Genomic DNA, 26,486 nt, shown 5'->3' on the forward strand with positions numbered 1-26,486 from the left:
CTCAGCTGCCCGGAGGCACGTCCAGCGTCGGGTTGCGGTCGAAGAAGCCCTGCGGCGTCATCCGGAACCCGCACACGTCGACGGGCATGACCGGCCAGTCCTCCGGGCGCGGGAAGTGCGACGTGCCGAACGTGTGCCAGAGCGTCAGCTCCTGACCGTCCAGGTCGCGGTCCGCGGCCACCCACTCCGGGATCCCTGCGCCGCCGCCGTGCTGGTTGACCAGCTCACCGGCCGGGTAGCGCTGCTCCGGGTCGTAGCGGGTGACCCACAGGTGCTTCGTGGCGAACCCGGCGCGCCGCGCGATCGACGACGAGTCGTCGGCCAGCAGCGCCGGCTGTCCCTCCGGGTGCAGCACGTACGCCGTCGGGTCGCCGAACCGGTTCGTCGCCTCGGCCGAGGCCACCCGCCAGCGACGTCCGGTGTTCGCGTCCGCCTCGCGTCCGGACTCCGCCTCGGAGCGGATCCGGGTGATCGCGCGTCCGAACGCGTTGCCGTGCTCGTTGCCATCGCCGCGCGGCACCCGTCGCACATCGAGCTCTTCGACGGCCGTGCGCGGCCCGTCGACCTCGACATCCAGCCGGGCGCAGAACAGGTGCTGGTGGAACGGCGCCGCCAGACCCGGGGCGACCTGCGTCGACCAGGGCGCCGACCGCTCGTCGTAGACGCCGGTGAACAGCACGCCGGTCGCCTTGACCTCGAGCTGGATCGTGCCGTCCTGATAGAGCGACCAGTAGAAGCCGTAGTCGTAGTTGCCGATCGTGGCGAAGAACGAGATCACCAGGCGGCGCTTGCGGCGCACGTTCGCCGACCCGGTGAACAGGTCGGCGTGCTTCCACAGCACGCCGGCGTCCTCCTCGTGCAGGCAGACCGCGTTCGGCACGGTCCGCGGCGCGAGATCGGAGTCGGCCATCACGGCGTCGAAGTAGTGGATGTGGCCCAGGCAGTCGCAGCCCACCTCCAGCGAGTTCACCTGCGCGCCAAGCAGGTACTCCCCGGCGTCGAAGTAGTTCTGCCAGAACCGCACCGGACCGGGGTCGGCGTACGGCACGACCATCTCCGCGACGGACGCGCGGTGCAGCACCGGGCGGCCGTCGATCGCGAGCTGGTACAGCACCAGGCCCTCGCGCGGGTCGAACCCGACGCGGAACCGCCAGCCCTCCCACTCGACGACGTCGCCGCCGAGGGTGAAGCTCGGGCCCTCCGGCTGGGTGATCTCCAGCGGGCGTCGCGACGTGCGGGGCGGGCCGGTGAACACCGGGTCGTCGAAGTTGCCCTCCTCCTCGGGGATCGGCACCACGCCGGTGTCGACGAGCTCGACCACGCGCCGCTCGATCAGGTCGACGTAGGCGACGACGCCGTCGACCGGGTGCGCCCACGGGTGGTCGGCCGGTCGGTGCTGCAGGAACGACAGCACCCGCAGCATCCGTCGGCCGCGCTCGCCGGGCAGGTCGAACGAGCCGGCGGACAGCGGGCACGCCGCGACCAGCGACAGGTCCGTGATGCCGCGCCTGCCCATCGCCTCGACCCAGCCCGGGTCGGCCTTGACGATCTCGTCGACGGCGACGAACTCCTCGAGCATGATCGGCGGCTGGCCGTCGGTCTCCGGGTCGTGGTCGACGACGCGTTCGACCCCGCCGCCGGTCAGCGACACGATCACGGTGCGGGACCGCCCCGTGGCGTTGTCCAGCAGCACGGCCCGCACGCGGCGGTCCACGGCGTCGCCGTCGCGGTGCGCGCGCACGACGTCGCGGGACGGTTCCTCCAGGGCGAGCAGGGCCGCGCGCACGGTCTCGCCACGCAGCCCGGCGGCGTCCAGGATCTCCCTGGCGCGGTCGATCTCGGGCGCGGTCAGACGGTCGAGCGGGTGGGTCACGTCCGGCCGGACGGTGGGAGCCGTGGTCACACCGGCCACCCTGGCACGACCGGAGCTCTTCCGGCCAACCCCTCGGGCATTGCTCAAATAGCCCACATGTGAATGCCGAAAGTAACCATTATTGGTCCGTCCGGGGGGTAATGTCTACCTCACCATCCATCATCTGCTTACCATTGCCTCACGTTCCGTGTCGTGCACGACGCGCTCCCCCGGTTCATCAGCAAGGAGCAGGATGGTCGCCGCCCCCACGTCCCCGCCCGACGGCGCGGGCGGGATCTTCGCCGGCTCGCTGTTCATGCTGGAGAGCGCCGTCGTCGACCAGAACCGCGCCGACGACGACCGGCCGGGCCTCCGCTCGCGTACCGCGCTCGCCGCCGCCTACCTGGGTTCCGGCAAGGTCGCGGCTGCCGTGCCGCTGTTCGAGACGGCGCTCACCGACGCCCGGCGGCTGCTCGGGCCGACCGACCCGGACACGCTGATCGTCGAGGGCAACCTGGCGGCCGCGTACATCATGGCCGACCAGGACAACACCGGCCTGGAGCTGATGACCCGCAACGTCGCGTTGCGGGAACAGGCGCTGGGCCGCGACCATCCGGCCACGCTGACGGCCTCCGACGCGCTGGCCACGGCGCACCGCATGGCCGGGCGGTTCCGCGAGGCGGCCGACCGGCACGCCGACGTCGCCGAACGCCGCACGCGGGCACTCGGCCCCGGGCACCCGGACGTGCTCACCTCGCGCGCCGGCCTGGCGCTGACCAGGGCCGATGCGGGCGACCTGACCGGTGCCGCCGACCTGCTCGCCACGACCGTCGCCACGGCGGAGCAGTTCCTCGGCCGCTCGCACACGATGACCGTCACGCTGCGCGGCCACCTCGCCGAGTGCCTGGTCGGCCTCGGCCGGGTCGGCCCGGCCCGCGACGAGTTCGAGCGGGCCGCCGTCGACGCCGAGCAGCTGTGGGGTGCCAAGGCGCCGGAGACCGTGCGCCTGCGCGACGAGCTGCTGTCGCTGGCCCGCACGGCACGCCCGGCCCTCTAGTGCCTCGTCCAGAAACGTTCGGCACGGAACTCGGCGGCCCAGGCGCCCGCCGGCGGCGTTGCCGACCGGGCCGAGTACGCCCGGTACGAGGCCCGGCCGGCGCCTTGCCGACAGACCCCTGGATCCGCCGATCTCGGCACCGACGTTCCTCGACGGGGCACTAGACGGCTCAGCTCCCGGCCAGCTCCGCCACGGCAGGGGCGAGCGTGGCGGCGAACGTCTCCGGCACCAGGACGTAGGAGATCCCGACGTCGGCGCGCCTGCGGCGGATCTCGTCGGCCGCGCGCCGCGGGTCACCCGGCAGGATCGTCAGCGCGTCCCGCTCGGCGAGCCGCGCCGGGTCGACGCCGGTCCAGCGCGCCATCTCCGGAGGCACGTCGTCACCGACGACGAACGTGTTCGCCGCGAACTCGATGTCCGCGCCGCGCGCACCCGCCCGTTCCCGCACGTCGGCGACGAGCGTCGCGACCTCGGATGCCGGCGTGTCCGGCGCGGTGGCCAGAGTGACCGTGTCGGCCTCCCGCGCGGCGAGCGCGCGCGAGCGCGGCCCGCCGGCCGCGATCAGCACCGGGGTGCGCGTGCCGGACCGTTGCTCCTCCCGCTCGCGCAGCGCGCCCAGCGTCTCCTCCACGCGCCCGAGACGCTGCCGGGCGGTCAGCTCGTCGCCGCCGAGCAGCGCCGCTCCCTGCCCGACCGACTGCGGGATGCCGGTGCCGATGCCCAGCTCGAACCGGCCGTCGGTGAGCGCGGTCAGCGACCAGGCCTCCCAGGCTGCCGTCGGCCCCGATCGCAACGGCGTGGCGGCGACGAACGTCCCGACGCGCAGACCCTCGTCCACGGTCGCGGCCATCGCCAGCGCCGGGAACGGCGACGGGAGCCCGACGCCGTCCGGCATCAGCACGCTGCCGTACCCGAGGCCGGCGAGCCGCCGGACCGTCTCCCGCCATGCCCTGCCCCCGGCACGGGGCGTCGCGACGACGCCGAACCGGAATGCCCGCTCTCCGCCCATGACCGATCCCCTCGTGTGTAATCGTTACAGATCAGAACGATTACACACGGGGACGGAATGGGCAAGGCTACGGCGTCAGGCCCCCGCGATCGGCTGCGGGGAGGTGCCCTTCTCCGGGCGGAACGTGCCGTGCGCGATCTGCTCGGGGGCGAGCGGCGCCCGGCCGAGAATCATGTCCGACGCCCGCTCGGCGATCATCATCGTCGGGACGTGGGTCGCCCCGTTCGGGCAGTACGGCATGACCGACGCGTCGACCACGCGCAGGTTGTCCACCCCGTGCACGAGCATCGACGACGGGTCGACGACCGACATCGGGTCCGTGCCCATCCGGCAGGTCGACGTCGGGTGCAGCCCGGTCTGGCCGCGCGCGGCCATCCAGCGCAGCACGTCGTCGTCGCTGGACACCCGGTCCCCCGGGTAGTTCTCGCCCGCGTCGAACTCGTCGAATGCGGGCTGACCGAGCACCTCGCGCGCGATCCGGAACGCGTGGATCCAGAACTGCCGGTCGGCCTCTGTGGACAGGAAGTTGAACAGCAGCGACGGCGGCTGGGTCGGGTCGGCGCTCGCGATCCGGACGTGCCCGCGGGCCTCGAGCCGCATCGCCCCGATGTGCAGCTGGTAGCCGTGCTGCTCCACCGGCCGGTCGGTCTCGAACTGCATCGCCACCGGCGCGAACCCGAACATCAGGTCCGGGATCGGCTGGTCGGGCGTGGTCCGCAGGAACGCGCCCGCCTCCAGCAGGTTCGTCGTGGCCGGTCCACTGTGGCCGAACAGCCACCGTGCCCCGATCGACGGCCAGTTCCGCTTCGACCGCAGCACGCCGAGCGTGATCGGACGGGTGCAGCGGTGCTGCACGTGGGCGGCCAGGTGGTCCTGCAGGTCCTCGCCGACGCCGGGCAGGTCCGCGACGACGTCGATGCCCAGCGCGGAGAGCCGCTCGGCGTTCCCGATCCCGGACAGCTGCAGCAGCTGCGGTGAGTTGATCGCGCCGCCGGCCAGGATCACCTCGCCGGCGTGGACCGTCCGCTCCCCGCCGAACGGCAGCACGTACCGCACCCCGGTCGCGCGCCCGCCCTCGGTGACGACGGCGGTGGCCAGCGCGTGGCAGCGCACCTCCAGGTTCCGGCGGTGCCGGATCGGGTGCAGGTAGGTGCGGGCGGCCGACATCCGCCGTCCCCGCCTGATCGTCCGCTCGTAGGGCGCGAACCCCTCGGCGTCCGGACCGTTCATGTCGGCACCGACCGGGTAGCCGGCCTGCCGCGCCGCCTCGAAGAACGCGTCGAACAGCGGCCCGTCGACCGGGCCGCGCTCGACGGTCTGCGGGCCGTCGTAGCCGCGCCAGGACTCGCGGGGCTCCCGGTCGCTGGACTCGATCCGCTTGAAGTACGGCAGGCAGTGCGCGTAGTCCCAGTCCTTCGCGCCGCCGTCGACGGCCCAGCGGTCGAAGTCCAGCGGGTTGCCCCGCTGGTAGTTCATCGCGTTGATGCTCGACGAACCGCCGAGCATCCGACCCCGCGGGTGGTACATCCGGCGGCCGTTCATGTGCGGCTCGGGCTCGGACTCGTAGCACCAGTCGAAGCGCGGGTTGCCGACGAGGAACGAGTACGCCGCGGGCATGTGCACCCGCGGGTCCCACGCATGGTCGGGCCCGCCCGCCTCGAGAACCAGTACCCGGGTCGAGGGATCGGCGCTCAGCCGGTTGGCGAGCACGCAGCCGGCCGAGCCGGATCCGACGATGACGACGTCGACGCTGTCGTGGGGCATGGAGCGTCCCTCCTCGAACGGGGGTCGGCCGCCGTCGAGAGCGATCGTCGCGAGCGGCTTCACCGTCCGGCGGCCGGAGGGATCCGGCCGTCGTGGAGCCCGAGAGTAATCAGACCGCCCGACCGCCCGTCATGGGGGCCGGGTAATCGAAAGTCCCGTTTACCCAGCTCAGAGCGTCGATTACGCAATGCGATCCACTTTATCCGGACATCACGGGACGATCGATGCCGAACCCCTCAATCACAGTCCGTACGGCCTGCTCGGACACGATCAGGACCATCCCGGCCGGTGTCCCCCGCACGGGACCCGACCGTCATCGGCGTCGAGTGCTCCCAGTCGGCCAGCATGGCGCGCAGTCCGGTCACGAGCGCCAGCGGCTGGTCGACCATCATGTGGTGCCCGGCGCCGGGGATCTCCACCAGCGGCGCGACCCGGCCCAACCGGTCGACGATCATCTCGCCCATGTCGGCCGGCATCAGGCCGTACTGGGCGCGGAACAGCGCCACCCGGCACGCCGCGACCCCGAGCTGGCCCGGGGTGAGGCCCATGCCGGCGAACATGCGGCGGTCGAACTTCCAGCGCCACCCGTCGTCGGTCTCCCGGATGCTCTGCTCGGCGATGTGCGCGTGCACGAACGGCAGGTTGCCCGGCTGCTCGGGCACCAGCCGGAAGTGCGCGAGCGCGGAGTCCCGGTCCGGGTAGGTGCGCGCCGGCCCGAACGCCATCCGGCGGCGCGCGGCCTGCTCCTCCGGCGAGCGGTCCCGGATCGGGGAGTCGATCACGATCGAGCCGGTGAGCCGCTCGCCGTGGGCCAACGCCGCGGCGAGCGCGACCCAGCCGCCCATGCTGTGGCCGATCACCACCGGGAGGTCGCCCGCGCCGCCGTGCTCGGCGACGGCCATGACCTGCGCCGCCCACGACGGCAGCCCGTACTCGTCGGTCGCGCCGGAGTCGCCGTGGCCGGCCAGGTCCAGCGCCAGCACCCGGCGGCGCCCCTGGGTGAGCAGCGGCGCGACGTGGTCCCACCAGCGCGCGTGCGCCGCTCCGCCGTGCACGAGCACGATCCCGGCGCCGTCCCCCGGCTCGCCCCAGCTGCGGTAGCGGATCGGGACGCCGTCGACGTCGACCTCTCCGACGATCACCGGGGCGGCGAGGGCGTCGGTGAACCAGGCGGGCGGGTCGTCGGACACGCGTCCGATTTTAGGCGCCCCACATCCGTCCGACCCGCTCGGCCACGCGGGCGTGCGCGGCGCGGGCGTCCGCGGCGTCGGTGCGGATCCCGGCGAGGACGTGCAGCAGGTCGCCGTCCGGGCCAGGGTCGATGTCCAGCACGCCGTGCAGGCGGGCGAGCGCGGCGACGAGTTCCTGCGGCCGTCCCCCGGTCGCGTCCCGCAGCGACGAGGCGTCCCGGCCAGGGAGCAGCGCGGCGCCGAGCTCGCGGGCGCACCGCCCGAGCGCGTCCACGTCGGAGGGGTGGACGGTCACCAGGCAGAGCGACGGGCAGGGGCCGCCGGGATGCGCGGGACGTTCCTGCTCGGCACGGACGGCGGCGCTGACCCGCCACCAGGCCGGGAGCGCGTCGGAGTCGAGCCGGACCAGCGCGACCGAGATGTCGAGCTCGACGGCGTCCCACGATCCGCCCAGGCGCGGCACCGCACGCAGCACCGTGTCGGTGACGATCCGCGACATCCGTCGACCTCCCCCGCTGTGCGTTCCTCCACGAGGTCGCCGTGACTACCCGCTCCATTACGGTGGGTAGTCAGAACTGATGACCACTTCCGCCCTGTTGACAGATTTTCTACGATGACGCGGTGTCTCACAGTGAGGTGACCGCCCCCGACGGGATCCGGCTCGCGGTGCAGGAGCACGACTCTCCGGCCGATCCGGGCGCCCCGGTCGTGATCGCGGTGCACGGCTACCCGGACGACCACACGGTCTGGGACGGCGTCGCCGCCGCTCTGGGCGACAGCCACCGCGTCGTCACCTACGACGTGCGTGGCGCCGGCGGGTCCGGCACCCCCACCGGCGCCGACGGCTACGACCTGGAGCGGCTGGCCGCCGACCTGCGCGCCGTCGCGGACGCGGTCTCCCCGGACGCTCCGGTCCACCTGCTCGCGCACGACTGGGGCGCGATCCAGACCTGGCACGCCGTCACCGGTCCGGCGATGGAGGGACGGGTCGCGTCGTTCACGTCGATCTCCGGCCCGTGCCTGGACCACGTCGGGCTGTTCCTGCGGGACCGCTCGCCCCGCCGTCTCGGGCGGGTACTCCGCCAGGGGCTGCACTCCTGGTACACGATGCTGTTCCGGGTACCGGTGCTGCCGGAGCTGTTGTGGCGCAGCGGTCTCGCCGGACGTCTGGTGTCCACGGTGGAGGGCACGCCACGGCCGGTGGTGCGGGACGCGGTGAACGGGCTCGAGCTCTACCGCCGCAACCTGCCGCGCCGGCTGGCCGACCCGCAGTCGCGCACGACGGCGGTCCCGGTGCAGGTCCTCGCTCCGCGCGGGGACCGCTACGTCACCCCCGCGCTGGCCACCGACATCGCCGCCTACGCCCCTGACCTGCGGGTGCGACGGCTGCCGGGCGGGCACTGGGTGGTGCGGACCCGACCGGAGGTGATCGCCCGCTGCGTCGCGGAGCACGTCGCGCACGCCGGCGGAGCGGCCGAGGCGCCCGCGCTGGCCCGCGCCCGCCGCGCCGCCCGGCCGGACACCGGGCGCTGGGACGGCGCACTCGTCGTCGTGACCGGTGCGGGGAGCGGTATCGGACGTGCCACGGCGCATGCGTTCGCCGCGCGGGGGGCGCGCGTGGTGGCCGCCGACTTGTCCGCGATCGCCGCGGCCGAGACGGCGTCGGCGATCGGGGACGCCGCCGTCGCGGCCACGGTGGACGTCGGGGACTCCGACGCCGTCGCGGCCCTCGCGAAGCAGGTGGCCTCCGAGCACGGCGTGCCGGACGTCGTCGTGAACAACGCCGGGATCGCCGTCGCGGGCCGGTTCGCGGACACCACCGAGGACGAGTGGCGCCGGATCGTCGACGTGAACCTGTGGGGTGTGGTGCACGGCTGCCGGAACTTCGGCGCGCTGATGCAGCGGCACGGCGAGGGCGGGCACATCGTGAACGTCGCCTCCGCGGCCGCGTACCTGCCGTCGCGGGTGCTGCCGGCGTACGCGACGACGAAGGCGGCCGTGCTGATGCTCTCCGAGTGCCTGCGCGCCGAGCTCGTCGACGACGGCATCGGCGTCACGGCACTGTGTCCGGGGTTCGTGAACACGGCGATCACGCGGAACGCGCGCTTCGCCGGGCTGGATCCCGCCGCGCAGGACCGCAAGCGGGAGGAGACGACCGCGCGGTACGTGCAGCGCGGATACGCGCCGGAGCGGGTGGCCACCCAGGTGGTGCGGGCCGCGGAGCGCAACCTCGCGATCGCGCCGGTCACCGCCGAGGCGCGGGCCGGGCTGCTCGCGTCCCGCCTGTCCCCCGGTCTCGTCAGGGCCCTTGCCCGTGTGGAGGTCTGAGATGTCCGCTGCCGACGACCACCTCTCCCTGCACGCCAGGGACGTCCGGTTCGACTGGTCGTCGCTGCCGGTGTGCTGGATCCCCGGCGAGCCGGTCGCGACGCACCTGCTCGACGTGCTGCACCTGCTGCTGCCCGAGGGCGAGCGCTGGTTCGTGCGCGTGTTCACCGCGGCGCTGCCGCTGGTGCGCGACGACCGGCTCGCCGAGGACGTGCGCGGGTTCGTCGGGCAGGAGATGGTGCACGCGTCGTCGCACGAGGGCGCGCTGGAGCACCTGACCGCGGCCGGGCTGGACACCGCGTCCTATGTGGAGCGGATCCGGCACCTGTTCGGAGACCTGCTCGGCGACCGCGACCTCGACGGCGACGACGCCCGCGAGTGGCTCGTCGAGCGCGTCGCGTTCGTGGCGGCCGTCGAGCACCTGACGGCCGTGCTGGGCGCCTGGATCCTGGACTCGCCGTCGCTGGACGCGGCGGGCGCGGACCCGACGATGCTCGACATGCTGCGCTGGCACGGCGCGGAGGAGGTCGAGCACCGGGCCGTCGCGCACGACCTCTACATGCACCTCGACGGCCGCTACCTGCGCCGGGTCCGCGCGTTGGCGATCACAGCGCCGGTGATGCTCCGGCTCTGGGGGGTCGGCGTGATCACGCTGTGCCGCAGCGATCCGGCATTCTCCGGGCGGGTTCGCCCGCGGGACTACCTCCGTGCCGCCCGCCGTGGGTTCTGCCCCGGGCCGTGGCGCCTCGCCCGCTGGCTCGTCGGCTATCTGCGGCCGGGCTACCACCCGTCGCGCCACGGGGACACCGACGCCGCCATCGCCTACCTGGCCACCTCCCCCGCCGCCCGGGCCGCGGAGCAGCGGTGAGCGGCGCCGCCACCGCGCAACCGACACCGGTCCGACGCATGATCGGCCGTCCGGCACGGATCGGTGCCGCCGGCGGCACGATTGCGCGCCGGACCGGCGATCACGCCGGAGGTCGGACCGGCCCGGCGGACACGGCCACCGCGCTCCTGCGGGGGACACGATGACCACGGCGATGCGCGGAGTCGCGCGGGTGACCGATCTGTCGGTGCGGCTCGCCGTGCGGGCCGGGCGGCGGCGCACGCCGGCGCCCGGCGTCGACCGGGACCTGGCCGTGCGCATCGCCGCGGTCCGGTACCCGTGCGCCGACGTGGCGCTGGTCGACCTGGCCGGGGACGCCCTGCCCGCGTGGCGACCGGGGTCGCACGTGGACGTCGTGCTGCCGTCCGGGCGGGTGCGCCAGTACTCGCTCTGCGACGGCGGCCGCGACGTCTACCGGATCGCCGTCCGGCTCGTCGGCGACGGCTCGCGGGAGGTGCACTCGCTCGTCGCGGGCACCCCGCTGACGCTCCGCGGGCCGCGCAACGCCTTCCCGCTGGCCGCGGCGCCGTCGTTCCTGTTCCTGGCCGGCGGCATCGGGATCACCCCGATCGCGCCGATGGTCCGCGCGGCGGCAGCGGCCGGGACGGACTGGCGATTGGTCCACACCGGACGGACGCTGGACTCGATGCCGCTGTCCGCCTCGCTGGCCGACCTCGATCCGTCCCGCGTCACCCGCGTCTCCGACGGCGGCTCCCCGACCCCGGCCGCCGAGCTGCTGGGCGACCTCCCCGCCGGATGCGCCGTGTACTGCTGCGGACCGCCCGCGATGATCGACGCCGTCCGGGTGGCGACGCCCGCGGGCCACCGGTTCCACTCCGAGCGGTTCTCCCCGCCCCCGATCCGGAACGGGCGGCCGTTCACCGTGGGGATCGCGGGCGGCCCGGACGTCGCGGTGCCCGCCGACCGGTCGGCTCTGGACGTCGTCCGGGAGGTCCGCCCGGACGTCGCATGGTCCTGCCGGCAGGGCTTCTGCGGGACCTGTCACGTGCCGCTGGTCGAGGGCACGACGACCGGGGACACCGCGGGGCCGGGCCGGACGGCGTTGTGCGTCGCGCGCGCTTCCGCCGACCGGATCGTGGTCGACCTGCGATGAGCCCGGCCGATCCGGGCCCCCGCCGCCCGGCGCGACGGATGAGCCCGGAGGCCCGCCGTGACCACCTCGTCGACACGGCGCTGGAGCTCTACCAGCGGCTGCAGCCGGAGGACGTGGCCGTCGAGGACGTGACGGGCGCGGCCGAGGTGTCGCGGGCGCTGTTCTACCGCTACTTCCCGAACGTCGACGCGCTGCACGTGGCCGCGCTCGGAACGGTCGTCGACGAGCTGGTCTCCCGGGTCGCGCTTCCCGCGGACGGGTCGCTGGCCGAGCAGCTCGCCGTGGCGGTCGAGGCGTTCCTGGACGTCGCGCAGCAGCACGCGCGGGCCTACGTCGCGCTCCTGCGCAGCGGCTCGGTGATCTCGACGGGCGAGACCGACGCCCTGGTCGACGGCGTGCGCGACCACATCGTCGCGCTGCTCGTCGAGCGCGGTGGCGTGCCCGACCCGAGCCCGTGGCAGCTGATGACGTTGCGCGGGTGGGTCGCGCTCGTCGAGGGGGCGACGCTGACCTGGCTGCGTGACGCCGGGACCGGTATCGGTCGCGACGAGCTGCGCGACTGGCTCGTGGCGCAACTGTTCGGCCTGCTGGAGGTCACGGCGCGCCGCGACCCGGCGTGACGCGGCCCGAGGCGCGACGCTTCGCCAGCAAGATCGACAGTTGAGGAGCCGGGCGTTCGCGGTGCGACTCCCCCGCTCCACAACCGCGGATCATGCAGTGGACCCGGGCTGCGCACCGCCCGGCTGATCCACGGTCGTGGAGCCACGCGGTCGATACGCGAACGGTCCGCTCCTGAACCGCGGATCAAGCGCGCAGCACGTTCCTCGACGAGCTCGGCGACGGTGTGCTGGACCGGGCGGCCGCCCTGGGGCGCGTCGTCGGTGCCGAGGACGGCGCCGCCGGGTCCTCGCGGTTCTCGACGGTGCCACCGGCGACGCGGGGTGAAGGCCGGGTGTCCGACCGGTCCGCAGCGCGCACACGCCTTTCCTGGCGCGCGTCGCAGCGTGCGCTGCGCTCAGGGACGGCGCGTTGCGAGCCGCCGCGCCGGGCCGCGCCGGGGCTGCGGCGTGAACACCCCGAGGGCGTTCGGGACCAGGCGCGTCGCGTCCTGGGCCGGCGCGTTGACCACCGACACACGCCGAGCGTCCGGAGGGCGGGCGACCATGGTGGACGACCCGCCGCCGTCGAGGTTCACGGCGTCCCTGGCGCCCAACGACGTCAGCATCCCGGCGAGCCCGGCGAGCGTGGCTCCCGAGTGCGCCGTCTCGTGCCCGTCGACGGTGACCAGGAGCAGGCGTCGGCCACCGTCGGCGATGCCGGCCGCCGTGCGCGGAGCCCGCTCGCGGTCGTCGAGCGGGCCGGGTCGCGCGCCGTCGACGACGATCGGGCTGCCGCCGACGGCGGTGACCGGTGGCGATCCTTCCGCCAGGGCGCGGTGCGGCAGCACGGTGACCGGGTCACCCGGCCGCACGGCGCGCAGCGCGTCCGCTCCCCCGTCCCGCCCGAGCAGCGCGGTCTCACCGGGCGCGAGGCGACCCGCGCCAGGGGGCCGGACGGCGGCCACGGCGCCGTCGCGCACCGACACCTCGATCCGGTCCGCCGAGCACCCGGCGTTCCGGTCGGTGTCCGAGCCGCACAGCATGCGAGCCCGGTCCGCGCCGCCCCACTCCGGCGTCACGAGCCCGACGCCGCCGGGCGGCACCGCGTACTGGTTGATCCCCTCCACCGGGATCGTCGACGCTCCGACCTGCACCGACGCGCCGAACCGCACCCGGTCGACCCGGGCGCGCCCGTCGGCCCCGAACGCGAGCACGGAGTCCGGGGTGGCGCCGTCCACGGCAGGTGCGAGCCGGCGACCGGCCGGGACGGCGGACGAGATCGTCCGACCGTCGCGCACCTGCGGGCCGGCCGGGGCGTTGCTGCGGCCGAGGTCGAAGAAGTCGCCGTTGACGGCGGCGCGGGCACCCGCCCGGTCCGCCATCGCGGCCACCGACGCACGGTCGGACACGTCCCCGGCGGTGAGCAGCCCGACCCGGACGCCGGGCGCGGTCAGGTCGACGTCGAGGACGTCGGCCGACGACCCGCCCGGCGCGGTGATCTCGCGGTGCACGACGGCGGGGCGGGACGGCCGGGGTGCCGAGGGACCGGTTCGTGCGCCACCGTCGGGCGGGGCGCCCGCCGCGCCGCCGGACGCGACACCGGCACCCGCGTCGACACCGCGATGCAGCGCGGCACCGCGATCCGGCGCAGCCCCGGCACCCGTGCCGGCTGCGGTTCCCGGCGCGACGGTGGGCCGATCCGGGCCCGACCCGGCGATCGTCGCGTCGGCGCGGGTCACGTCCGCCGGCGCCACGGCCGGCAGTCCGGCCAGCATGGCGCACACCGCAACGAGCACGCCCACGCGCACCACGGCCGCGCTCCACATCGGACACCTCCACGTCGGGACGTGTCGAGGTGATCATGCGGATCGCGGGAGGTCTCGCCGGCCGGGGACGTGATCACTCCGCTGTGCCACAAGGCCATCCGGCCGGATGACACGCGCCAGGGCCGATCGGCGACCCGGGTCACACCCCAGGGTCAGTCCATCCCGTCCGGACGCGACGGCCACGGCGGGACGATGTCCGGGTAGTCGGCCGACACGGTGTCCGGGAACGACGGCGGGCGCTTCTCCAGGAACGCCGTCACGCCCTCGGCCACGTCGCGGCCCTGCCCGAGGTGCGTGATCGCCTGCGAGTCCAGCTTGTGCGCCTCCCACGGCGAGGACGCGCCGAGCATCGACCACAGCAGCTGCCGCGACACCGCGACGGACACGGCCGACGTGGTGTCCGCGATCTCCCGTGCCAGTGCGACGGCCGCCGGGTACAGCTCGTCGTCGGGCACGACCCTCGAGACGAGACGTCCGGCGAGCGCCTCCTGCGCGTCGAACACCCGTCCGGTCATCGCCCACTCCATGGCCTGCGAGATCCCGACGGCCCGCGGCAGGAACCAGCTCGACGCGGCTTCCGGGACGAGCCCGCGGCGGGCGAACACGAACCCGAATCGCGCCGACGACGCGGCCAGTCGCACGTCCATCGGCAGCGTCATCGTCGCGCCGACGCCGACGGCCGGCCCGTTGATCGCGGCGATCACCGGCTTGCGCGAGGCGGCGATCCGCAGCGACACGGTGCCGCCGCCGTCGCGCTTCACGCCGCCGATCTCACCGACCCACTCCCGCTCCGCGACGCGCGTCTCGTCGGTCGCGTCGAACGTGGACCCACCGCGCCCCAGGTCGGCGCCGGCACAGAACCCGCGGCCCCGGCCGGTGACGATCACGGCCCGCACGGCGTCGTCGGCGTCCGAGGTGTCGAACGCCTCGATCAGCTCGCGCGCCATCGTCGCGGTGAACGCGTTCAGCCGGTCCGGGCGGTCCAGGGTGATCGTGGCGACGCCGTCGTCCACGATGTAGTCGATCTCGGTGAACGGCATGATGGACGTTCTACAGGGTGGCCAGCCGCCGTGTCCGCACCGTCACGCCGCCGTCCGGGTGCCCTCCGGCGATCCGTGCGGCCCGGATGCACGCGTGCGTCCACATGTTGAGCTGCACCTCCTTCGCCACGCGCAGCCGGTTGTAGAGCACGTGCGAGAGCCGGTCACCGGGGCGGGCCCATGACTCGATGTCGAACCGCAGGCTCCCCGAGGCCTCCGTGGACGCGCGGAACTCGATCCGGCCGGCCTCCAGGTGCCCCTTCAGCGTCGCGAACACGAACCCGCGCGGGTCCGCGTCGACGACCCGCACCGGCCCGTCCCACGGCCCCGGCATCCGGATCAGGAACTCGTCGCCCGTCTCCATCGCGCCGTCGCGACCGTGGGTCCTGCGGAACACGGCGAACTCCGGCGACCACCGGTCCGGGTCGGCGACCAGCCGCGACATCAGCTGCTCCGGGGTGAGCCGGGTACCGCGGATCCGCACGCCGTAGCGCCGGTGCAGCAGCGGGCCGACGCCGTCGCGGACGGGCTGGATGCGGTCGTCGTCGCCCGCACCGGGCGGCAGCTCCGGCGGCAGGTCCGACGCGTCACCGTCGACGTCGCTGCGGTGGATCGGTGTGGTCCGCCAGAAGTAGCGCCAGGACACGAGCGCGACGCCGGGCGGCCACCGCAGCAGAGCGCCCACGCGACGCGACCGGGCGTCACCGGTGACGTGGGAAGTGGCCATACCGGGATCCCAGCACGTGTGTACCGGGCCCGCGCGGGGGAAGAGAGAGGTATGACCGTCGGAAGCGTGGTGCGCAGGACCGGGATCCGTGGTCCCGCGCTGCAGTGGGTGTCCCTCGGGTCGGTCGGGCTGTCGATCGGGCTGTGGTTGCGCGCCAAGACCGTCGACCAGGACGAGCGGGGCAACGCGGAGCGCCGGGCGATCTTCGTGGGCCTGTGGCCGTCGATGATCTGGCTGATCGCCGAGTCGATGCGGCGCGAGGAGCGGTCCTGAGCCGCCTCACGGTCCGTCGTACCGAGATCGGGCCCGGACCGGACCGGGATCCGACCGAGCTGGCCGGCCTGCTCGACGGGCTGGCCGAGCTGCCGGTCAACTACGACCCGGCCGACGGGCCCGTCGACCGCGACGACCACCGCTGGCACGTCGACGACGGACGCGCCGTGATCGGCCACGAGCGTCCCGGCCCGCCGGAACCGGACGGGCCGTGGGAGCGCGCGGGCTCGATCGTGCGCGACTACGGCTTCACCGACCACCGGCGGCTGCGCGGCGCCTACCGCGCGTCGGCGCCGCTGCTCGGGCGGGACATGCTGCTGGAGGGCCGGTTCGCGATCCTGCGCTTCCACCTCGGCGTCCGGGTCACCGACATCGTGGACACCGAGCGCGACGGCCACCGCATCTGGGGCTGGAGCTACGAGACGCTCGCCGGGCACCTGGAACAGGGGCGGCTCACCTACGAGGTGGACAAGGACATGGCCACCGGCGAGGTGACGTTCTGGATCAGGGCGTTCTCCCGCCGCTCCCGGGTGCCGAACCCGTTCTACCGGCTCGGGTTCGCGCTGTTCGGACGCGCGGTGCAGCTCGGCTTCTACCGGTCGGCGGGCCGGCGGGTCCGGGAGCTCGTCCGCAGCCGTCCGCCCGCGCCGGAGACCGGCACCGACGTCGTCGTCGCGCCCCGTGACAGCCCCCGTCACCGGTGGGACCGCTGGGCGGTGCACGTGTACCGCCCGGGAGCGTGACGGGGCCGGAGCGGGTACTCCGTTACGCTCGGTGCCCATGACCGACGGCCCGGACGTCCGCGAGGGCGGCGAGCCCCCGGACCTGCAACGCCCCAGCATCGCGCGCGTGTACGACTACATGCTCGGTGGCAACCACAACTTCGCCGTCGACCGCGAGTTCGCCGCCAGGATGCTGGAACGGCTACCGGGAGTGGCCGGGACGTTCGCGAACAACCGGGCGTTCCTGCGACGGGCCGTGCGGTACTGCGTCCGTGCGGGCGTCGACCAGTTCCTCGACCTCGGCTCCGGCATCCCGACCATGGGCAGCGTGCACGAGGTCGCCCGCGCGATCGACCCGGACACGCGCGTCGCCTACGTCGACAACGAGCCGGTGGCCGTGGCGCACAGCGAGCAGATCCTGGCCGGGCTCGACGGCGTCAGCATCAGCTCGGCCGACATGCGCGACCCGGAGTCCGTGTGGTCTGCCCCCGGTGTGCGGGACGTGCTCGACCTCGAGCGCCCGGTGGCCGTCCTGATGGTCGCGGTACTGCACTTCGCCGGACCCGCGGACGACCCGAGGAGCATCCTCGACGGCTACCGGTCGCGGCTCGTCCCCGGCAGCCTGTTCGCGGTCTCGCACGCGACGACCGACCTGCGCGACCCGGCCGACCGCGCAGCGATGGAGGAGGGCGAGCGGCTCTACCGGGAGAGCAGCACGCCGCTGCACCTGCGCGACCGGTCGCAGCTCGCCGATCTGCTGTCCGCGCTGACGCTCGTCGACCCGGGCGTCGTCGAGATGCGGGACTGGCACCGCGACCCGGAGGAGCCGGAGGCACGCGGCGTCGGCGAGGCGCTCGCCGTCGTCGGCCGGGTCGACTAACCCGCGAGCACGAGCTGTCCGGTGCCGGTCCGCACCTCGAGGCCGGCGACGGCGGCCGGGTCGAGGTTCGTCGCCGCCTGCACGTCGACGTCCTGACCGGGCGGCGGGGACCAGCGCGCCACCTGCTGCACCGAGCCGTCCGGGCCGCGGACGGTCAGCACGTACACCGACCGCGGAGCGTCCCGCGCCGGGGCGGGGCGGCCCGCCATGGTCCGGCAGCGCAGCGTGATCGCCGTACCCCACGGCTCGCCGGCCAACCCCGCCTCGCCGTAGACCGGCGCGTCCGCCGCCGCGGACTGCAGCTCCACCGTGCGGACCGGGACGGCGACCGTCTCCCGCGGCGCCAGCGACCAGCCGGCCAGCACCCCGACCCCGAGCACGACGACGGCGCCCGCGGCGACCAGCAGCCGTCGCGACCTCCGTCGCCTGCGCATCCGGCCGGCGACCCCGTCCAGGATCCCGGGGGGCGGCTCGTCCGGGCCGGCCCCCTCGACCGGCCCGGACCGGCCCGCCCTGGCGAGCAGGCCGGGCAGCCCGCCGAGCCTGCGCAGCTCGGCGGTGCACTCGTCGCAGCCGCCGAGGTGGTCCTCGAACGGGGCGCGCTCGCCCGCGTCCAGCGCCCCGAGCACGTAGACGCCGACGTCGAAGCGGTGCGGACAACTCATGTCCCCACCCCCATCTCGTCCAGGGTCAGCCGCAACGCCCGCAGCGCGTAGTGCGTGCGGGACTTGACGGTTCCGGGCGGCACCCCGATCCGGCGGGCCGCCTCGGCCACGCTGTGGCCGCGGTAGAAGCACTCGACGAGCACCTCGCGATGCTCCGCGGACAGCCGGTCCAGCGCGTCGGAGACCAGCAGTGACTGCAGGGCGGCGTCCACGTCGTCGTCGACGCCGCGTTCCGGCGGCTCCCCGGTGAGCGACTCGTCCGGGCGAGCGGACCGGGCCCTCCAGTCGTCGATCAGGATGTTGCGCAGCGTCCGCAGCAGCCAGGCTCGGGGGTCGCCGCGGCGCTCGTCGAAGACCTCCGGGTGCCGCCAGGCGCGGAGCAACACCTCCTGCACCGCGTCGTGGGCGCGCCCGTGGTCACCGGTCGTGCGCAGCGCGACCTGCCACAGGACAGCGGCGTGCCGGTCGTGCAGCGCCCGCATCGCGTCCGTGTCCACCGGTCCTCCGCTCGTGTCCCACCGGTGTACACGGACGCCGGACCGATCCGGTTCGAAGCGGTTCTTCGAGCCGGTGAACCGCGTGATGTCCGTTTCCGTGTACTCCATCGAGCCGGGCATCGGCTCGACCGACGGCGGAGGAGGCCGGAATGTCCGGAACGCGAGCGGAGAACACGGGCCTGCGGGTCCTCGGGGCGATCGGGCTGGCGATCGCGACCGTGATCCACGTGATGGTCGGCGGTGTGGGCGGCGTGATGCCGATCCTGTTCTGGCTGTCCGGCCTGGGCACGCTCGTCGGTCTGGTGCTGCTGTTCGTCCGGCCCCGGCTGGGTTGGATCGTCGGTGGCGGCGTGTCGGCGCTGACCGCGATCGGCTACGTCCTGCGCAGCACGGTCGGGCTCCCGCCGCTGGTCCCGAACGCGGTCGGGTTCTGGATGCCGGTGTCCGGCGGGATCTGCACGATCGCCGAGATCGTCGTGGCGGTCCTGGCCGTGTACGCGCTCGCCGACCGCGCGTCGGTCCGCGCCGCGGGCGCCCGCGCGTAACCGGCCCCGGCCGAACGAACGGCACCTTCGGGCAGTGTCATTGCCCGAAGGTGCCGTTCGTTGCGGAGGAAGGCGGGATCAGGGGATGACGAGCGGCGCCAGCGACGGGGCCGGGTCGGCCGCCCAGGCGTGTCCGGTCTCGCGCGGGGTGACGCCCTCCTCGGCCCAGCGGCCGAGCAGCGTCGCGACCTTGGCGTGCATCACGGTGCGCAGGCGGTCGAACGAGTTGTCCGGCCGGTCGTCGACCTCACCGAGCAGGAGCCACCAGGCCCAGACGGCGGCACCGGCGTTGGCGACGAAGTCCGGCAGCACCGGCACGCCTCGGGCGGCCAGCATGGCCTCGGCCTCCGGCGTCGTGGCGGCGTTCGCGGCCTCCACGACGACGCGGGCGCGGACGTCGAAGCTGTTGTCCGGCGTGATCGCGTAGGAGATCGCGGCCGGCACGAGGATGTCCACCTCGGTCGCCATCACGTCGTTGCGGTGCAGCTGCTGCACACCCTCCGGCAGGCGGGAGCGGTCCACCTCGCCGTAGCCGTCGCGCAGGTCGAGGATCGCCGGCACGTCGAGGCCGTTCGGGTCGTAGAGGGTGCCCGCCGCGTCCGCGACCGCGACCACCGTCATCCCGGCCTCGTGCAGGTACCAGGCCGCGCCGCCACCCATCGTGCCGATGCCCTGGATCGCGACGGTCGTCTCCGCGGGCGTCTGTCCCCAGTGCACGGCCGCGGCCAGGCAGGCGTGCGCGACGCCGTAGCCGCCGATCACGTCACCGAGCAGGAAGCCGTGGTCGACCTCGGCGTTCAGGCCGCGGCGGACACGCTCCAGCGTGGCCACCGGGTCGTCCGCGCGACGGATGGCCGCGTGGTAGCTCTGCCCCATGCCGAGGCGCTCGAACACCTCGTCGATCAGGTGCTGCGGGACGCCGAGGTCCTCGGCGGTGACCCAATGCGCGTCGATCCACGGCCGCATGGCCTCGCAGAACCGCTCCAGCACACCGGCGGCCGCCGGGTCCTTCGGGTCGAAGTCGATGCCGCCCTTGGCCCCGCCGATCGGCAGGTCGAACGTGGCGGTCTTGTTGGCCATGCCGCGCGCGAGGTCCTCGACCTCGGTCATCGTGCAGCCGGCGCGCATGCGGGTGCCGCCGGTCGCGATGCCGGCGCGCAGCGTGTGCACGACGAGGTAGCCGGTGGCCCCCGTGACCGGGTCCGTCCACTGCAGGCGCATGTACGGCTGGACGCGGGGCGCGTCCACGACCGTCGGGCGGGTCGGGACGCTGCTGATCGCGGCTCCCGTGTGCTCCATCGGGTCCTGCATCGTGGTCATCCGAGCCACCTCCGTTCCTCGTTCGTACGTTCGTTGGCCACCCCTTCGTCCGGTGGGCCCACCGTGTAACAGCCCGTTCGGGGAAGTCGGGGTGGACGACGATGTCCCCGGCGCGACGGTGCCCCGCCGGTGATGCCAGAGTGCGGTCCGCGCTCCCCGGGCGTCCATTAACGGATCATTGATGGTCGTGTTCAGCGTTCCTGCACAACACACCTACGCTGCAGCTCATGGACCTGTCGTTGCCCCGGTTGCGGATGCTGCGTGAGCTACATCGCCGCGGAACCGTGACGGCGGCGGCGAACGCGTTGCACTACACGGCGTCCGCGGTGTCCCAGCAGCTCGCCCAGCTGGAGCGCGACGTCGGGGCGAAACTGTTCGAGCGTCTCGGCCGCCGCGTCCGGCTGACCGACCTCGGCACCCTGCTCGCCGAGCACGCGGAGGAGATCCTCGGGTCGGTGGAGCGGGCCACGCTCGCGCTCGAGGAGGCCCAGGAGTCGATCTCGGTCAGGCTCACCGCAGGCGTGTGGGCGTCGGTCGCGTCCGGCCTGCTCCCGGCCGCGTTGACGATCCTCGCGGACTCGCACCCCGGCATCGAGGTGCGGACGAAGGAGCTGGCCCCGGAGGACACAGCGGGTGCCGTACGCGACGGCGCGCTCGACCTGTCGTTCGTGATCGACTACTCGAACTACCCGATGGACTGGGACCCGTCGCTGGAGCGGGCGGTGATCGCCGTCGAGCGGATCTACGCCGCCGTCCCGTCCGGCGCGGTGCCGTCGGCCAGCGTGACGCTCACCGAGCTGGCCGACCACCCGTGGATCCTGGCCGGCCCGCGCTCGCACCTCGGCACCGCCGGCCGGCTCGCCTGCCAGGCCAGCGGCTTCGAGCCACGGATCAACCACGAGGTCGAGGAGCAGGCCACGGCGCTGGCCATGGTCGCGGCCGGGCTCGGCGTCACGCTCGTCTCCGACCTCGGACTGGCGCTGCGCCCTCCGGGTGTCGACGTCGTCGCGCTCGGTGACGCGCTGACCCGCACCGTCTCGGTCGCCTACCGGACCCGCTCGGCCCGGCGGCCCGCTCTGCTCCTCGTGATCGACGCCGTGCGCACCGCGGCCGCGGAGCAGGGTCTCGGTGCCAGCGCACCGGTCACACTCCCGGACGGTGCGTGAACGGGTGACGGGCCGAACCCGTGGGGTGTCCACGACCGAACGCCTGTCATGACGACGACCGCTCCCACCCCGCCCCGGAGCGAGACCGGCGATCCGGTGATCGCGCGCCCGTGGGCCGCAGGGGCGGGGCTGCTCGGCGTCGCGTCGGCGCTGGCCGCCGGTGACCTGGTCGCCGGACTGCTGGATCCGCCGTCGTCGCCGTTCCTGGCCGTCGGCAACCAGTTCATCCGGATGACCCCGGAGTGGCTCAAGCAGTTCGCGATCGCGACGTTCGGGACCTACGACAAGGTCGCCCTTCTCGGTGGCATGGCGGTCGTGATCGCGCTGGCCGGTGTCGTGGCCGGGCTGGCGAGCCGCCGCACGCCGACGCCCGGCCAGGGCGTGATCATCGCGATGGGTGTGCTGGCCGCCGTCGCGGCGACGCTGGCCCCGACGTTCGGCGTGCTCGACCTCGTGCCGGCGGTCGCGGCGCCGGCCGTCGGGTACGGCGTGTTCACGGTGCTGCACCGCGCCCTGCTCGCGTGGGCGGCCGCGCCGGGCCAGCACGCCGCGCCGGAAGGCACCGGGCTCGCCCGACGCCGTGCGTTGACGCTGGCGGGCGTCGCGCTCGCCGGGACGGCGCTGGCCGGGGCCCTCGGGCGCCTGCTCGCCGGGAGCGGGACCGACGCGGTCCCGGACACGGTCGTCCCACCGGCCGCCGCTCCGCCGCCGCCGCGGATCCCGGCCGGCGCCGACTTCGCGGCGTCCGGCACGCCGTCGTTCCTCACGCCGAACGACAGCTTCTACCGGATCGACACCGCCCTGCAGGTGCCGCGGGTCGGTGCGGCGAGCTGGTCGGTACGCATCCACGGGATGGTCGAGCGCGAGGTCACGCTGACGTTCGACCAGCTCCGCTCGCGGCGCCTGATCGAGAAGCCGATCACCATGACCTGCGTGTCCAACCCGGTCGGCGGCGACCTGGCCTCGACGGCCCTGTTCCTCGGGGTCCCGCTCGTCGACCTGCTGATGGAGGCCGGTGTGCAGCCGGGCGCCGAGCAGGTGTTCTCCACCAGCGTGGACGGGTTCACCACCGGCACACCGGTCACCGCGCTCACCGACACGGGGCGCGACGCGATGCTCGCGATCGGCATGAACGGGAAGGCCCTCCCCGTCGAGCACGGGTTCCCGGTGCGGATGGTGGTGCCGGGGCTCTACGGCTACGTCTCCGGCTGCAAGTGGATCACCGACATGGAGGTCACCACCTGGGACGCGAACCCGTCGTTCTGGGAGCTGCGCGGCTGGTCCCGGGAGGCGCCGATCAAGACCCAGTCCCGGATCGACGTGCCGCGCTCCGAGGCGACCGTGCCGGCCGGCCGGGTGGTCGTCGCCGGGACGGCCTGGGCCCAGCACACCGGCATCACGAGGGTCGAGGTGAGGGCCGACGGCGGGCGCTGGCAGTCTGCGGAGCTGGCGACGGAGGTCGGGATCGACACCTGGCGCATGTGGCAGGCGCCGGTCGACCTGGCACCGGGGCGTCACCAGCTGCAGGTCCGTGCGACCGACCGGTCGGGCTACCTGCAGACCGCCCAGCTCCAGGACGTGATCCCGGACGGGGCGACCGGCTGGCACACGATCTCCGTCACCGCGGCCTGATCCTCCGAGCAGCACCGACCCGACCCGGACGCCCATGACGACGGACGCGCGCTCCCCCGCGACCGAGTCCCCGGCAGAGACGCCGGAGACGCCGGACGGGTCCGACGCGCCCGCCGCCGCTGCGGAGGGCACGGTCCGCGACCGGACGTGGGTGCTGCCGGGCGCCACGCTCGTCGTCGGCCTGCTCGGGCTCGTCGCGGCGCTGCTGATGCCGTTCGCCCCGGTCGTCGACCACGACACGACCGTCACGTGGCCCCGGGCGGGCAAGGACGTCACGTCGACGACGGCGTTCTTCGTCCCGTACGCACCGGAGTCCGTCCGCCTCGACGTGCCGTGCCCGGTCGTGCGCGCCGCGCTCGGCCGCGACGGGCCCACGACGATCGTGTCCTCGGACAGGCCGGGGGCGGACACGACCGGGTTCACCGTCACCACCGTCGATCAGAACCTGCTCGTGCTCGTCGGCGGGAGGCAGCTCTACCGCGAACCCGTCGCCGACGGCGACGCGTGCGGGATCGGCCTGCGCACCGACGGCGCGGGCAGCACGGTCACCCCGGCGGGCCAGGCACCGCGCACCTACCCCGGCGACCGCGTCCGAACCGTCCGCGTGTTCGCCACCGACCTCGCCCCGCCGGACGCGGCCGGCCTGCGCGTCGTGGCCCGCACGGCGGACTGGTTCACCGCCGACTCCACCGGCACGAAGGACGCCCTCGTCGTCGTCCAGCTCCTGCTGGCAGCCGCGTCCCTGGCGCTGCTCGCGCTCGCCGACCGGCAGCGACGCCGTCGTCGCAGCCTCGCCGGCACGCGACGGATCTGGCGCGCCACGGCGCTCGAGTCGTGGGCCACGGTGCGCGGGCTCGGGCGGAAGGCCGTGGACCTGGCCGTTCTCGGCGTGCTGGGCGTGTGGACGGTGATCGGCCCGCTGAGCCCGGACGACGGGTTCACCGAGGGCATCGTCCGCAACGCGGCGGGCACCGACCAGTTCGGCAACTTCTACCGCTGGGGCAACGCCTCCGAGGCGCCGTTCACGCTGGTGTTGCGGCTCGTCCAACCGATGGTCGACGACGGCGCGTCACCGCTCGCGCTGCGCACGCTGTCCACGATCGCCGGGGTCGCGGTGTGGCTGCTCGTGTCCCGGGTGGCCCTTCCGGTGCTGCTCGGCCGCCTGTCCCGCCGGGTGTGGGTGCGGCTGCTGCTCGCCGTCTGCCTGCTCGTCTGGTGGATGCCGCTGAACCTGGGCGTGCGCCCGGAGCCGTTCGCCGCGCTCGCCGTGACCGCGACCGTCGCGTTCGGGCTGCGCGCGGCCGCCCGCCCGCGGCACGGCGGCGTCTGGCTCGGGCTCGCCGCGCTCGCGTTCGGCACGTCGGTGGCGGTCACGCCGTCGTCGGTGATGGTGCTCGGCCCGGTCCTGGTGCTGCTCCCGGCCCTGCTGCGACGGGTGCGTGGCACCGCGACCGGCCTGCGCGGGCTGTTCGCACAGGCGGGTGCGACGGCCGCGGCGGCGGCGATCGGCGGCGTCGGGCTGGTACTGATCTTCACCGGCCAGAGCTGGTACACGGTGTCCCGGGCGACCGAGATGCACACCTACTTCGGGCCGAACGTCGCCTGGTTCGACGAGATCCGCCGCTGGACGCTGCTGTTCGGGTTCGACGGCGAGCAGGGCGGCCTCGGCCGCCGGATCCCGGTCCTGCTCACGATCGCGCTGCTGGTCGCCGTGCTCCCGCTGCTCGCCCGCGGGGTGCACCGGACGGCCGGCCTGCGGTGGGTGCCGGTCGTGACGGTGGGCGCGGCGCTCGGGCTGGTCGCGCTCGGCCTGACGCCGTCGAAGTGGACGCACTACTTCGGCACGCTCGCCGGCGTCGGCGCGCTGGGTCTCACGTGCGGCGTCGTCCTGCTGGTGCTGGCCGCCCGGCGGCGCGCCGACGAGACGGCGGTGCGGGCGGCGGCGGGCGCCGGGACGCTCGCGCTGGTGATCGCCGCGGCGGTCGCGTTCTCCGGCAGGAACGACTGGTTCCTGTACTCGCACTGGGGCGTCCCGCACGACGACGGCCCGTTCCGCCCGTGGAACTCCCCCGTGCCGTGGGTGGCGGTCGTCGTCGCCGTGCTCCTGCTCGGCGCCGTCGTCGCGGCCGTGCGGACCGGCGACAACCGCGCGGGCGCGCGGGACGGCCTGCGCCGCGGGATGGTCCGGGCTCCGGCCGTGCTGACCGCCTCCGTCGCGCTCGTCGGCGTCGCGGCCATGCTGTGGTCGTTCGCCGTCGCGCCGGGCCGTCAGGAGGGCAGCTACTCGGTCGGCGCGCAGATGATCGCCCAGTTCGACGGGACGCCGACCTGCGGGATCCTCGACGACGTCGACGTCGTCACGAACACCCCCGGCGGCGTGCTCGCGGCCGGGCCGGGCACCGCCCGGACGACCGGGTTCACGCAGAACGGCGGCTACCGCGGCACGCCCCCGGCGCCACCCGGGACCGGGAGCTCGCAGTTCCTGTGGGGCTCCGCCGACCGTGGTGCGTCCTCCACCGGGTCGCTGACCAGCCAGTGGTTCGTGCTCCCGGCGCTGGCCGACGACCAGGAGCTGGCGCTCGACGTGAACGGCCGGACCGGGCAGGGCAACTCGTTGAGCCTGGAGTTCGCCCCGCCGGGCGACGGGTCCGCGCCGCCGCTCGGGACCCGCGTGATCGACGACGCGGCCACCGACCCGGCGTCGCGCGCCGACTACCCGGCCGACCACGTCGAGCAGCAGACCCCGCTGTTCCGCTCGGACTGGCGCGACGTGCACCTGTCCCGCGACCAGATCCCGGCGGGCGCCGGGCTGGTCCGCATCCGGGCCACCGACGCGACCACCGACCCGGGCGGCTTCCTCGCGGTCACCGGCCCGCGTCTGCGTGACGTGAGGCCGGCCCGCGACGAGATCACCGCAGGCGACACGACGTACGTGGACTGGTCGCTGCTGTGGGCGGCGCCGTGCGTCCGGAAGTCCCCGCGCGTCGCGGACGGGCTGGCAGGAGCACCGACCGTGCTGCTGCGCGGGCCTGCCGACCTCGACTTCGCCGGGGACGCGTCGTTCGCCGCGTCGGTCGGCGGGGCGTTCGCGCCGATGACCGTGTACGACACCGAGAGCAGACTGCCGACGCGTCTGCGGGGCACCGACACCCGCCCGCGGTACGACGACTGGGGCTCGATCACGAGGGTCACCTACCCCTACCCGACCGACGCCTACGACAGGGCGACCACGCCCGTCGAACGCTGGGGGTGGGAGGGCGACCGCACCCCGCTCGGGTACCCGGAGATCCCCGCCCCCTGACCCCGCCCGTTCGTAGGGGTCCGGCCGTCGCGTCGGCTGATAGACAGGCAGCGATAGCCGCATCGGTGCGCGTCGCCGGTGCCCGCAAGAGCA

23 protein-coding genes are annotated in these 26,486 nt (G+C 74.4%); 12 read left to right on the plus strand and 11 right to left on the minus strand.

The annotated features are described in order from the left end of the window. Window position 1: 1 nt before the first annotated feature. On the minus strand, window positions 2-1,903 hold the full coding sequence (locus EV378_RS04640) for a primary-amine oxidase (RefSeq protein ID WP_243653281.1): 1,902 nt from the start codon (window positions 1,901-1,903) through the stop codon (window positions 2-4). 202 nt (window positions 1,904-2,105) lie between these two features. Between EV378_RS04640 and EV378_RS04645 the strand changes: the two genes are divergently transcribed. Continuing rightward, window positions 2,106-2,909: a tetratricopeptide repeat-containing protein gene (locus tag EV378_RS04645; RefSeq protein ID WP_132421472.1), complete on the plus strand. Its 804-nt coding sequence runs from the start codon at window positions 2,106-2,108 to the stop codon at window positions 2,907-2,909. A 169-nt stretch (window positions 2,910-3,078) separates the two neighbouring features. Here EV378_RS04645 and EV378_RS04650 read toward each other — a convergent pair whose 3' ends face one another. The 4 genes from EV378_RS04650 to EV378_RS04665 form a co-directional block, all read right to left on the minus strand. Then, window positions 3,079-3,918, minus strand: a complete 840-nt coding sequence (locus tag EV378_RS04650) for an LLM class flavin-dependent oxidoreductase (protein ID WP_132421473.1) — start codon at window positions 3,916-3,918, stop codon at window positions 3,079-3,081. A 75-nt stretch (window positions 3,919-3,993) separates the two neighbouring features. After that, window positions 3,994-5,682, minus strand: a complete 1,689-nt coding sequence (locus EV378_RS04655) for a choline dehydrogenase (RefSeq protein ID WP_132421474.1) — start codon at window positions 5,680-5,682, stop codon at window positions 3,994-3,996. A 236-nt stretch (window positions 5,683-5,918) separates the two neighbouring features. Beyond that, window positions 5,919-6,872: an alpha/beta fold hydrolase gene (locus tag EV378_RS04660; protein ID WP_132421475.1), complete on the minus strand. Its 954-nt coding sequence runs from the start codon at window positions 6,870-6,872 to the stop codon at window positions 5,919-5,921. Window positions 6,873-6,882: 10 nt separating this feature from the next. Then, window positions 6,883-7,371: a hypothetical protein gene (locus EV378_RS04665; protein ID WP_132421476.1), complete on the minus strand. Its 489-nt coding sequence runs from the start codon at window positions 7,369-7,371 to the stop codon at window positions 6,883-6,885. Window positions 7,372-7,493: 122 nt separating this feature from the next. Between EV378_RS04665 and EV378_RS04670 the strand changes: the two genes are divergently transcribed. From EV378_RS04670 to EV378_RS04685, 4 genes are all read left to right on the plus strand, one after another. Next, window positions 7,494-9,200: an SDR family oxidoreductase gene (locus tag EV378_RS04670; RefSeq protein ID WP_243653282.1), complete on the plus strand. Its 1,707-nt coding sequence runs from the start codon at window positions 7,494-7,496 to the stop codon at window positions 9,198-9,200. Between the two features lies 1 nt (window position 9,201). Further along, the gene (locus tag EV378_RS04675; protein ID WP_132421477.1) at window positions 9,202-10,068 is read left to right on the plus strand and encodes a metal-dependent hydrolase; all 867 of its coding nucleotides are present in this window, start codon (window positions 9,202-9,204) and stop codon (window positions 10,066-10,068) included. Window positions 10,069-10,258: 190 nt separating this feature from the next. Further along, the gene (locus EV378_RS04680) at window positions 10,259-11,200 is read left to right on the plus strand and encodes a PDR/VanB family oxidoreductase (protein WP_243653283.1); all 942 of its coding nucleotides are present in this window, start codon (window positions 10,259-10,261) and stop codon (window positions 11,198-11,200) included. After that, on the plus strand, window positions 11,197-11,820 hold the full coding sequence (locus EV378_RS04685; RefSeq protein ID WP_243653284.1) for a TetR/AcrR family transcriptional regulator: 624 nt from the start codon (window positions 11,197-11,199) through the stop codon (window positions 11,818-11,820). Before EV378_RS04680 ends, EV378_RS04685 begins: the two co-directional genes overlap by 4 nt. Window positions 11,821-12,215: 395 nt before the next feature. Here EV378_RS04685 and EV378_RS04690 read toward each other — a convergent pair whose 3' ends face one another. From EV378_RS04690 to EV378_RS04700, 3 genes are all read right to left on the minus strand, one after another. Further along, complete coding sequence (locus EV378_RS04690) at window positions 12,216-13,625, minus strand: phosphodiester glycosidase family protein (protein ID WP_132421479.1); 1,410 nt, start codon at window positions 13,623-13,625, stop codon at window positions 12,216-12,218. 152 nt (window positions 13,626-13,777) lie between these two features. Next, window positions 13,778-14,665 carry a crotonase/enoyl-CoA hydratase family protein gene (locus EV378_RS04695; RefSeq protein ID WP_132421480.1) on the minus strand — a complete coding sequence of 296 codons (888 nt, stop codon included), beginning with the start codon at window positions 14,663-14,665 and terminating at the stop codon, window positions 13,778-13,780. 10 nt (window positions 14,666-14,675) lie between these two features. After that, entirely contained in the window at window positions 14,676-15,392 is a 717-nt protein-coding gene (locus EV378_RS04700) for a DUF1990 family protein (RefSeq protein ID WP_132421481.1), read from the minus strand. Window positions 15,393-15,443: 51 nt separating this feature from the next. Between EV378_RS04700 and EV378_RS04705 the strand changes: the two genes are divergently transcribed. The 3 genes from EV378_RS04705 to EV378_RS04715 are packed head-to-tail and all read left to right on the plus strand — an operon-like array spanning window position 15,444 to window position 17,267. Further along, window positions 15,444-15,665, plus strand: coding sequence for a hypothetical protein (locus EV378_RS04705; RefSeq protein ID WP_132421482.1), 222 nt, complete (start codon window positions 15,444-15,446; stop codon window positions 15,663-15,665). After that, window positions 15,608-16,408, plus strand: a complete 801-nt coding sequence (locus EV378_RS04710) for a DUF1990 family protein (RefSeq protein WP_243653285.1) — start codon at window positions 15,608-15,610, stop codon at window positions 16,406-16,408. The genes EV378_RS04705 and EV378_RS04710 overlap by 58 nt, the downstream gene beginning before the upstream one ends. A gap of 37 nt (window positions 16,409-16,445) precedes the next feature. After that, window positions 16,446-17,267, plus strand: a complete 822-nt coding sequence (locus EV378_RS04715; RefSeq protein WP_132421483.1) for an SAM-dependent methyltransferase — start codon at window positions 16,446-16,448, stop codon at window positions 17,265-17,267. On the opposite strand, the gene EV378_RS04720 is transcribed toward EV378_RS04715, so the two are convergent. Then, window positions 17,264-17,932, minus strand: coding sequence for an anti-sigma factor family protein (locus EV378_RS04720; protein WP_132421484.1), 669 nt, complete (start codon window positions 17,930-17,932; stop codon window positions 17,264-17,266). The genes EV378_RS04715 and EV378_RS04720 overlap by 4 nt on opposite strands. Then, on the minus strand, window positions 17,929-18,429 hold the full coding sequence (locus EV378_RS04725; RefSeq protein WP_279389592.1) for a sigma-70 family RNA polymerase sigma factor: 501 nt from the start codon (window positions 18,427-18,429) through the stop codon (window positions 17,929-17,931). The genes EV378_RS04720 and EV378_RS04725 overlap by 4 nt, the downstream gene beginning before the upstream one ends. A 149-nt stretch (window positions 18,430-18,578) precedes the next feature. Here EV378_RS04725 and EV378_RS04730 point away from each other — a divergent pair, with 149 nt between their 5' ends. Further along, a complete protein-coding gene (locus EV378_RS04730) occupies window positions 18,579-18,974 on the plus strand; it encodes a hypothetical protein (protein ID WP_132421485.1) in 396 nt (131 codons plus the stop codon). 78 nt (window positions 18,975-19,052) lie between these two features. Here the strand turns inward: EV378_RS04730 and EV378_RS04735 are convergent, their stop codons facing one another. Next, window positions 19,053-20,195, minus strand: a complete 1,143-nt coding sequence (locus EV378_RS04735; RefSeq protein WP_243653570.1) for a Glu/Leu/Phe/Val dehydrogenase dimerization domain-containing protein — start codon at window positions 20,193-20,195, stop codon at window positions 19,053-19,055. A gap of 326 nt (window positions 20,196-20,521) precedes the next feature. On the opposite strand from EV378_RS04735, the gene EV378_RS04740 reads away from it, so the two are divergent. From EV378_RS04740 to EV378_RS04750, 3 genes are read left to right on the plus strand one after another with little or no spacing between them, the layout of a single operon-like run. After that, on the plus strand, window positions 20,522-21,460 hold the full coding sequence (locus tag EV378_RS04740) for a LysR family transcriptional regulator (protein ID WP_132421486.1): 939 nt from the start codon (window positions 20,522-20,524) through the stop codon (window positions 21,458-21,460). Between the two features lie 48 nt (window positions 21,461-21,508). Continuing rightward, window positions 21,509-23,092 carry a molybdopterin-dependent oxidoreductase gene (locus EV378_RS04745; RefSeq protein WP_132421487.1) on the plus strand — a complete coding sequence of 528 codons (1,584 nt, stop codon included), beginning with the start codon at window positions 21,509-21,511 and terminating at the stop codon, window positions 23,090-23,092. Between the two features lie 34 nt (window positions 23,093-23,126). Then, a complete protein-coding gene (locus EV378_RS04750; RefSeq protein WP_132421488.1) occupies window positions 23,127-26,393 on the plus strand; it encodes an arabinosyltransferase domain-containing protein in 3,267 nt (1,088 codons plus the stop codon). Window positions 26,394-26,486 lie beyond the last annotated feature (93 nt).

Source organism: Pseudonocardia endophytica, from assembly GCF_004339565.1.
In the GTDB taxonomy this organism is placed as follows: domain Bacteria; phylum Actinomycetota; class Actinomycetes; order Mycobacteriales; family Pseudonocardiaceae; genus Pseudonocardia; species Pseudonocardia endophytica.

What these genes read in the sequence shown, in the direction of transcription:
- EV378_RS04645 (WP_132421472.1), top strand. Translation starts at nt 2,106, where the DNA reads ATGGTCGCCGCCCCCACGTCCCCGCCCGACGGCGCGGGCGGGATCTTC.
- EV378_RS04650 (WP_132421473.1), bottom strand. Translation starts at nt 3,918, where the DNA reads ATGGGCGGAGAGCGGGCATTCCGGTTCGGCGTCGTCGCGACGCCCCGT.
- EV378_RS04655 (WP_132421474.1), bottom strand. Translation starts at nt 5,682, where the DNA reads ATGCCCCACGACAGCGTCGACGTCGTCATCGTCGGATCCGGCTCGGCC.
- EV378_RS04665 (WP_132421476.1), bottom strand. Translation starts at nt 7,371, where the DNA reads ATGTCGCGGATCGTCACCGACACGGTGCTGCGTGCGGTGCCGCGCCTG.
- EV378_RS04675 (WP_132421477.1), top strand. Translation starts at nt 9,202, where the DNA reads ATGTCCGCTGCCGACGACCACCTCTCCCTGCACGCCAGGGACGTCCGG.
- EV378_RS04685 (WP_243653284.1), top strand. Translation starts at nt 11,197, where the DNA reads ATGAGCCCGGCCGATCCGGGCCCCCGCCGCCCGGCGCGACGGATGAGC.
- EV378_RS04690 (WP_132421479.1), bottom strand. Translation starts at nt 13,625, where the DNA reads ATGTGGAGCGCGGCCGTGGTGCGCGTGGGCGTGCTCGTTGCGGTGTGC.
- EV378_RS04695 (WP_132421480.1), bottom strand. Translation starts at nt 14,665, where the DNA reads ATGCCGTTCACCGAGATCGACTACATCGTGGACGACGGCGTCGCCACG.
- EV378_RS04700 (WP_132421481.1), bottom strand. Translation starts at nt 15,392, where the DNA reads ATGGCCACTTCCCACGTCACCGGTGACGCCCGGTCGCGTCGCGTGGGC.
- EV378_RS04705 (WP_132421482.1), top strand. Translation starts at nt 15,444, where the DNA reads ATGACCGTCGGAAGCGTGGTGCGCAGGACCGGGATCCGTGGTCCCGCG.
- EV378_RS04715 (WP_132421483.1), top strand. Translation starts at nt 16,446, where the DNA reads ATGACCGACGGCCCGGACGTCCGCGAGGGCGGCGAGCCCCCGGACCTG.
- EV378_RS04720 (WP_132421484.1), bottom strand. Translation starts at nt 17,932, where the DNA reads ATGAGTTGTCCGCACCGCTTCGACGTCGGCGTCTACGTGCTCGGGGCG.
- EV378_RS04730 (WP_132421485.1), top strand. Translation starts at nt 18,579, where the DNA reads ATGTCCGGAACGCGAGCGGAGAACACGGGCCTGCGGGTCCTCGGGGCG.
- EV378_RS04735 (WP_243653570.1), bottom strand. Translation starts at nt 20,195, where the DNA reads ATGCGCCTGCAGTGGACGGACCCGGTCACGGGGGCCACCGGCTACCTC.
- EV378_RS04740 (WP_132421486.1), top strand. Translation starts at nt 20,522, where the DNA reads ATGGACCTGTCGTTGCCCCGGTTGCGGATGCTGCGTGAGCTACATCGC.
- EV378_RS04745 (WP_132421487.1), top strand. Translation starts at nt 21,509, where the DNA reads ATGACGACGACCGCTCCCACCCCGCCCCGGAGCGAGACCGGCGATCCG.
- EV378_RS04750 (WP_132421488.1), top strand. Translation starts at nt 23,127, where the DNA reads ATGACGACGGACGCGCGCTCCCCCGCGACCGAGTCCCCGGCAGAGACG.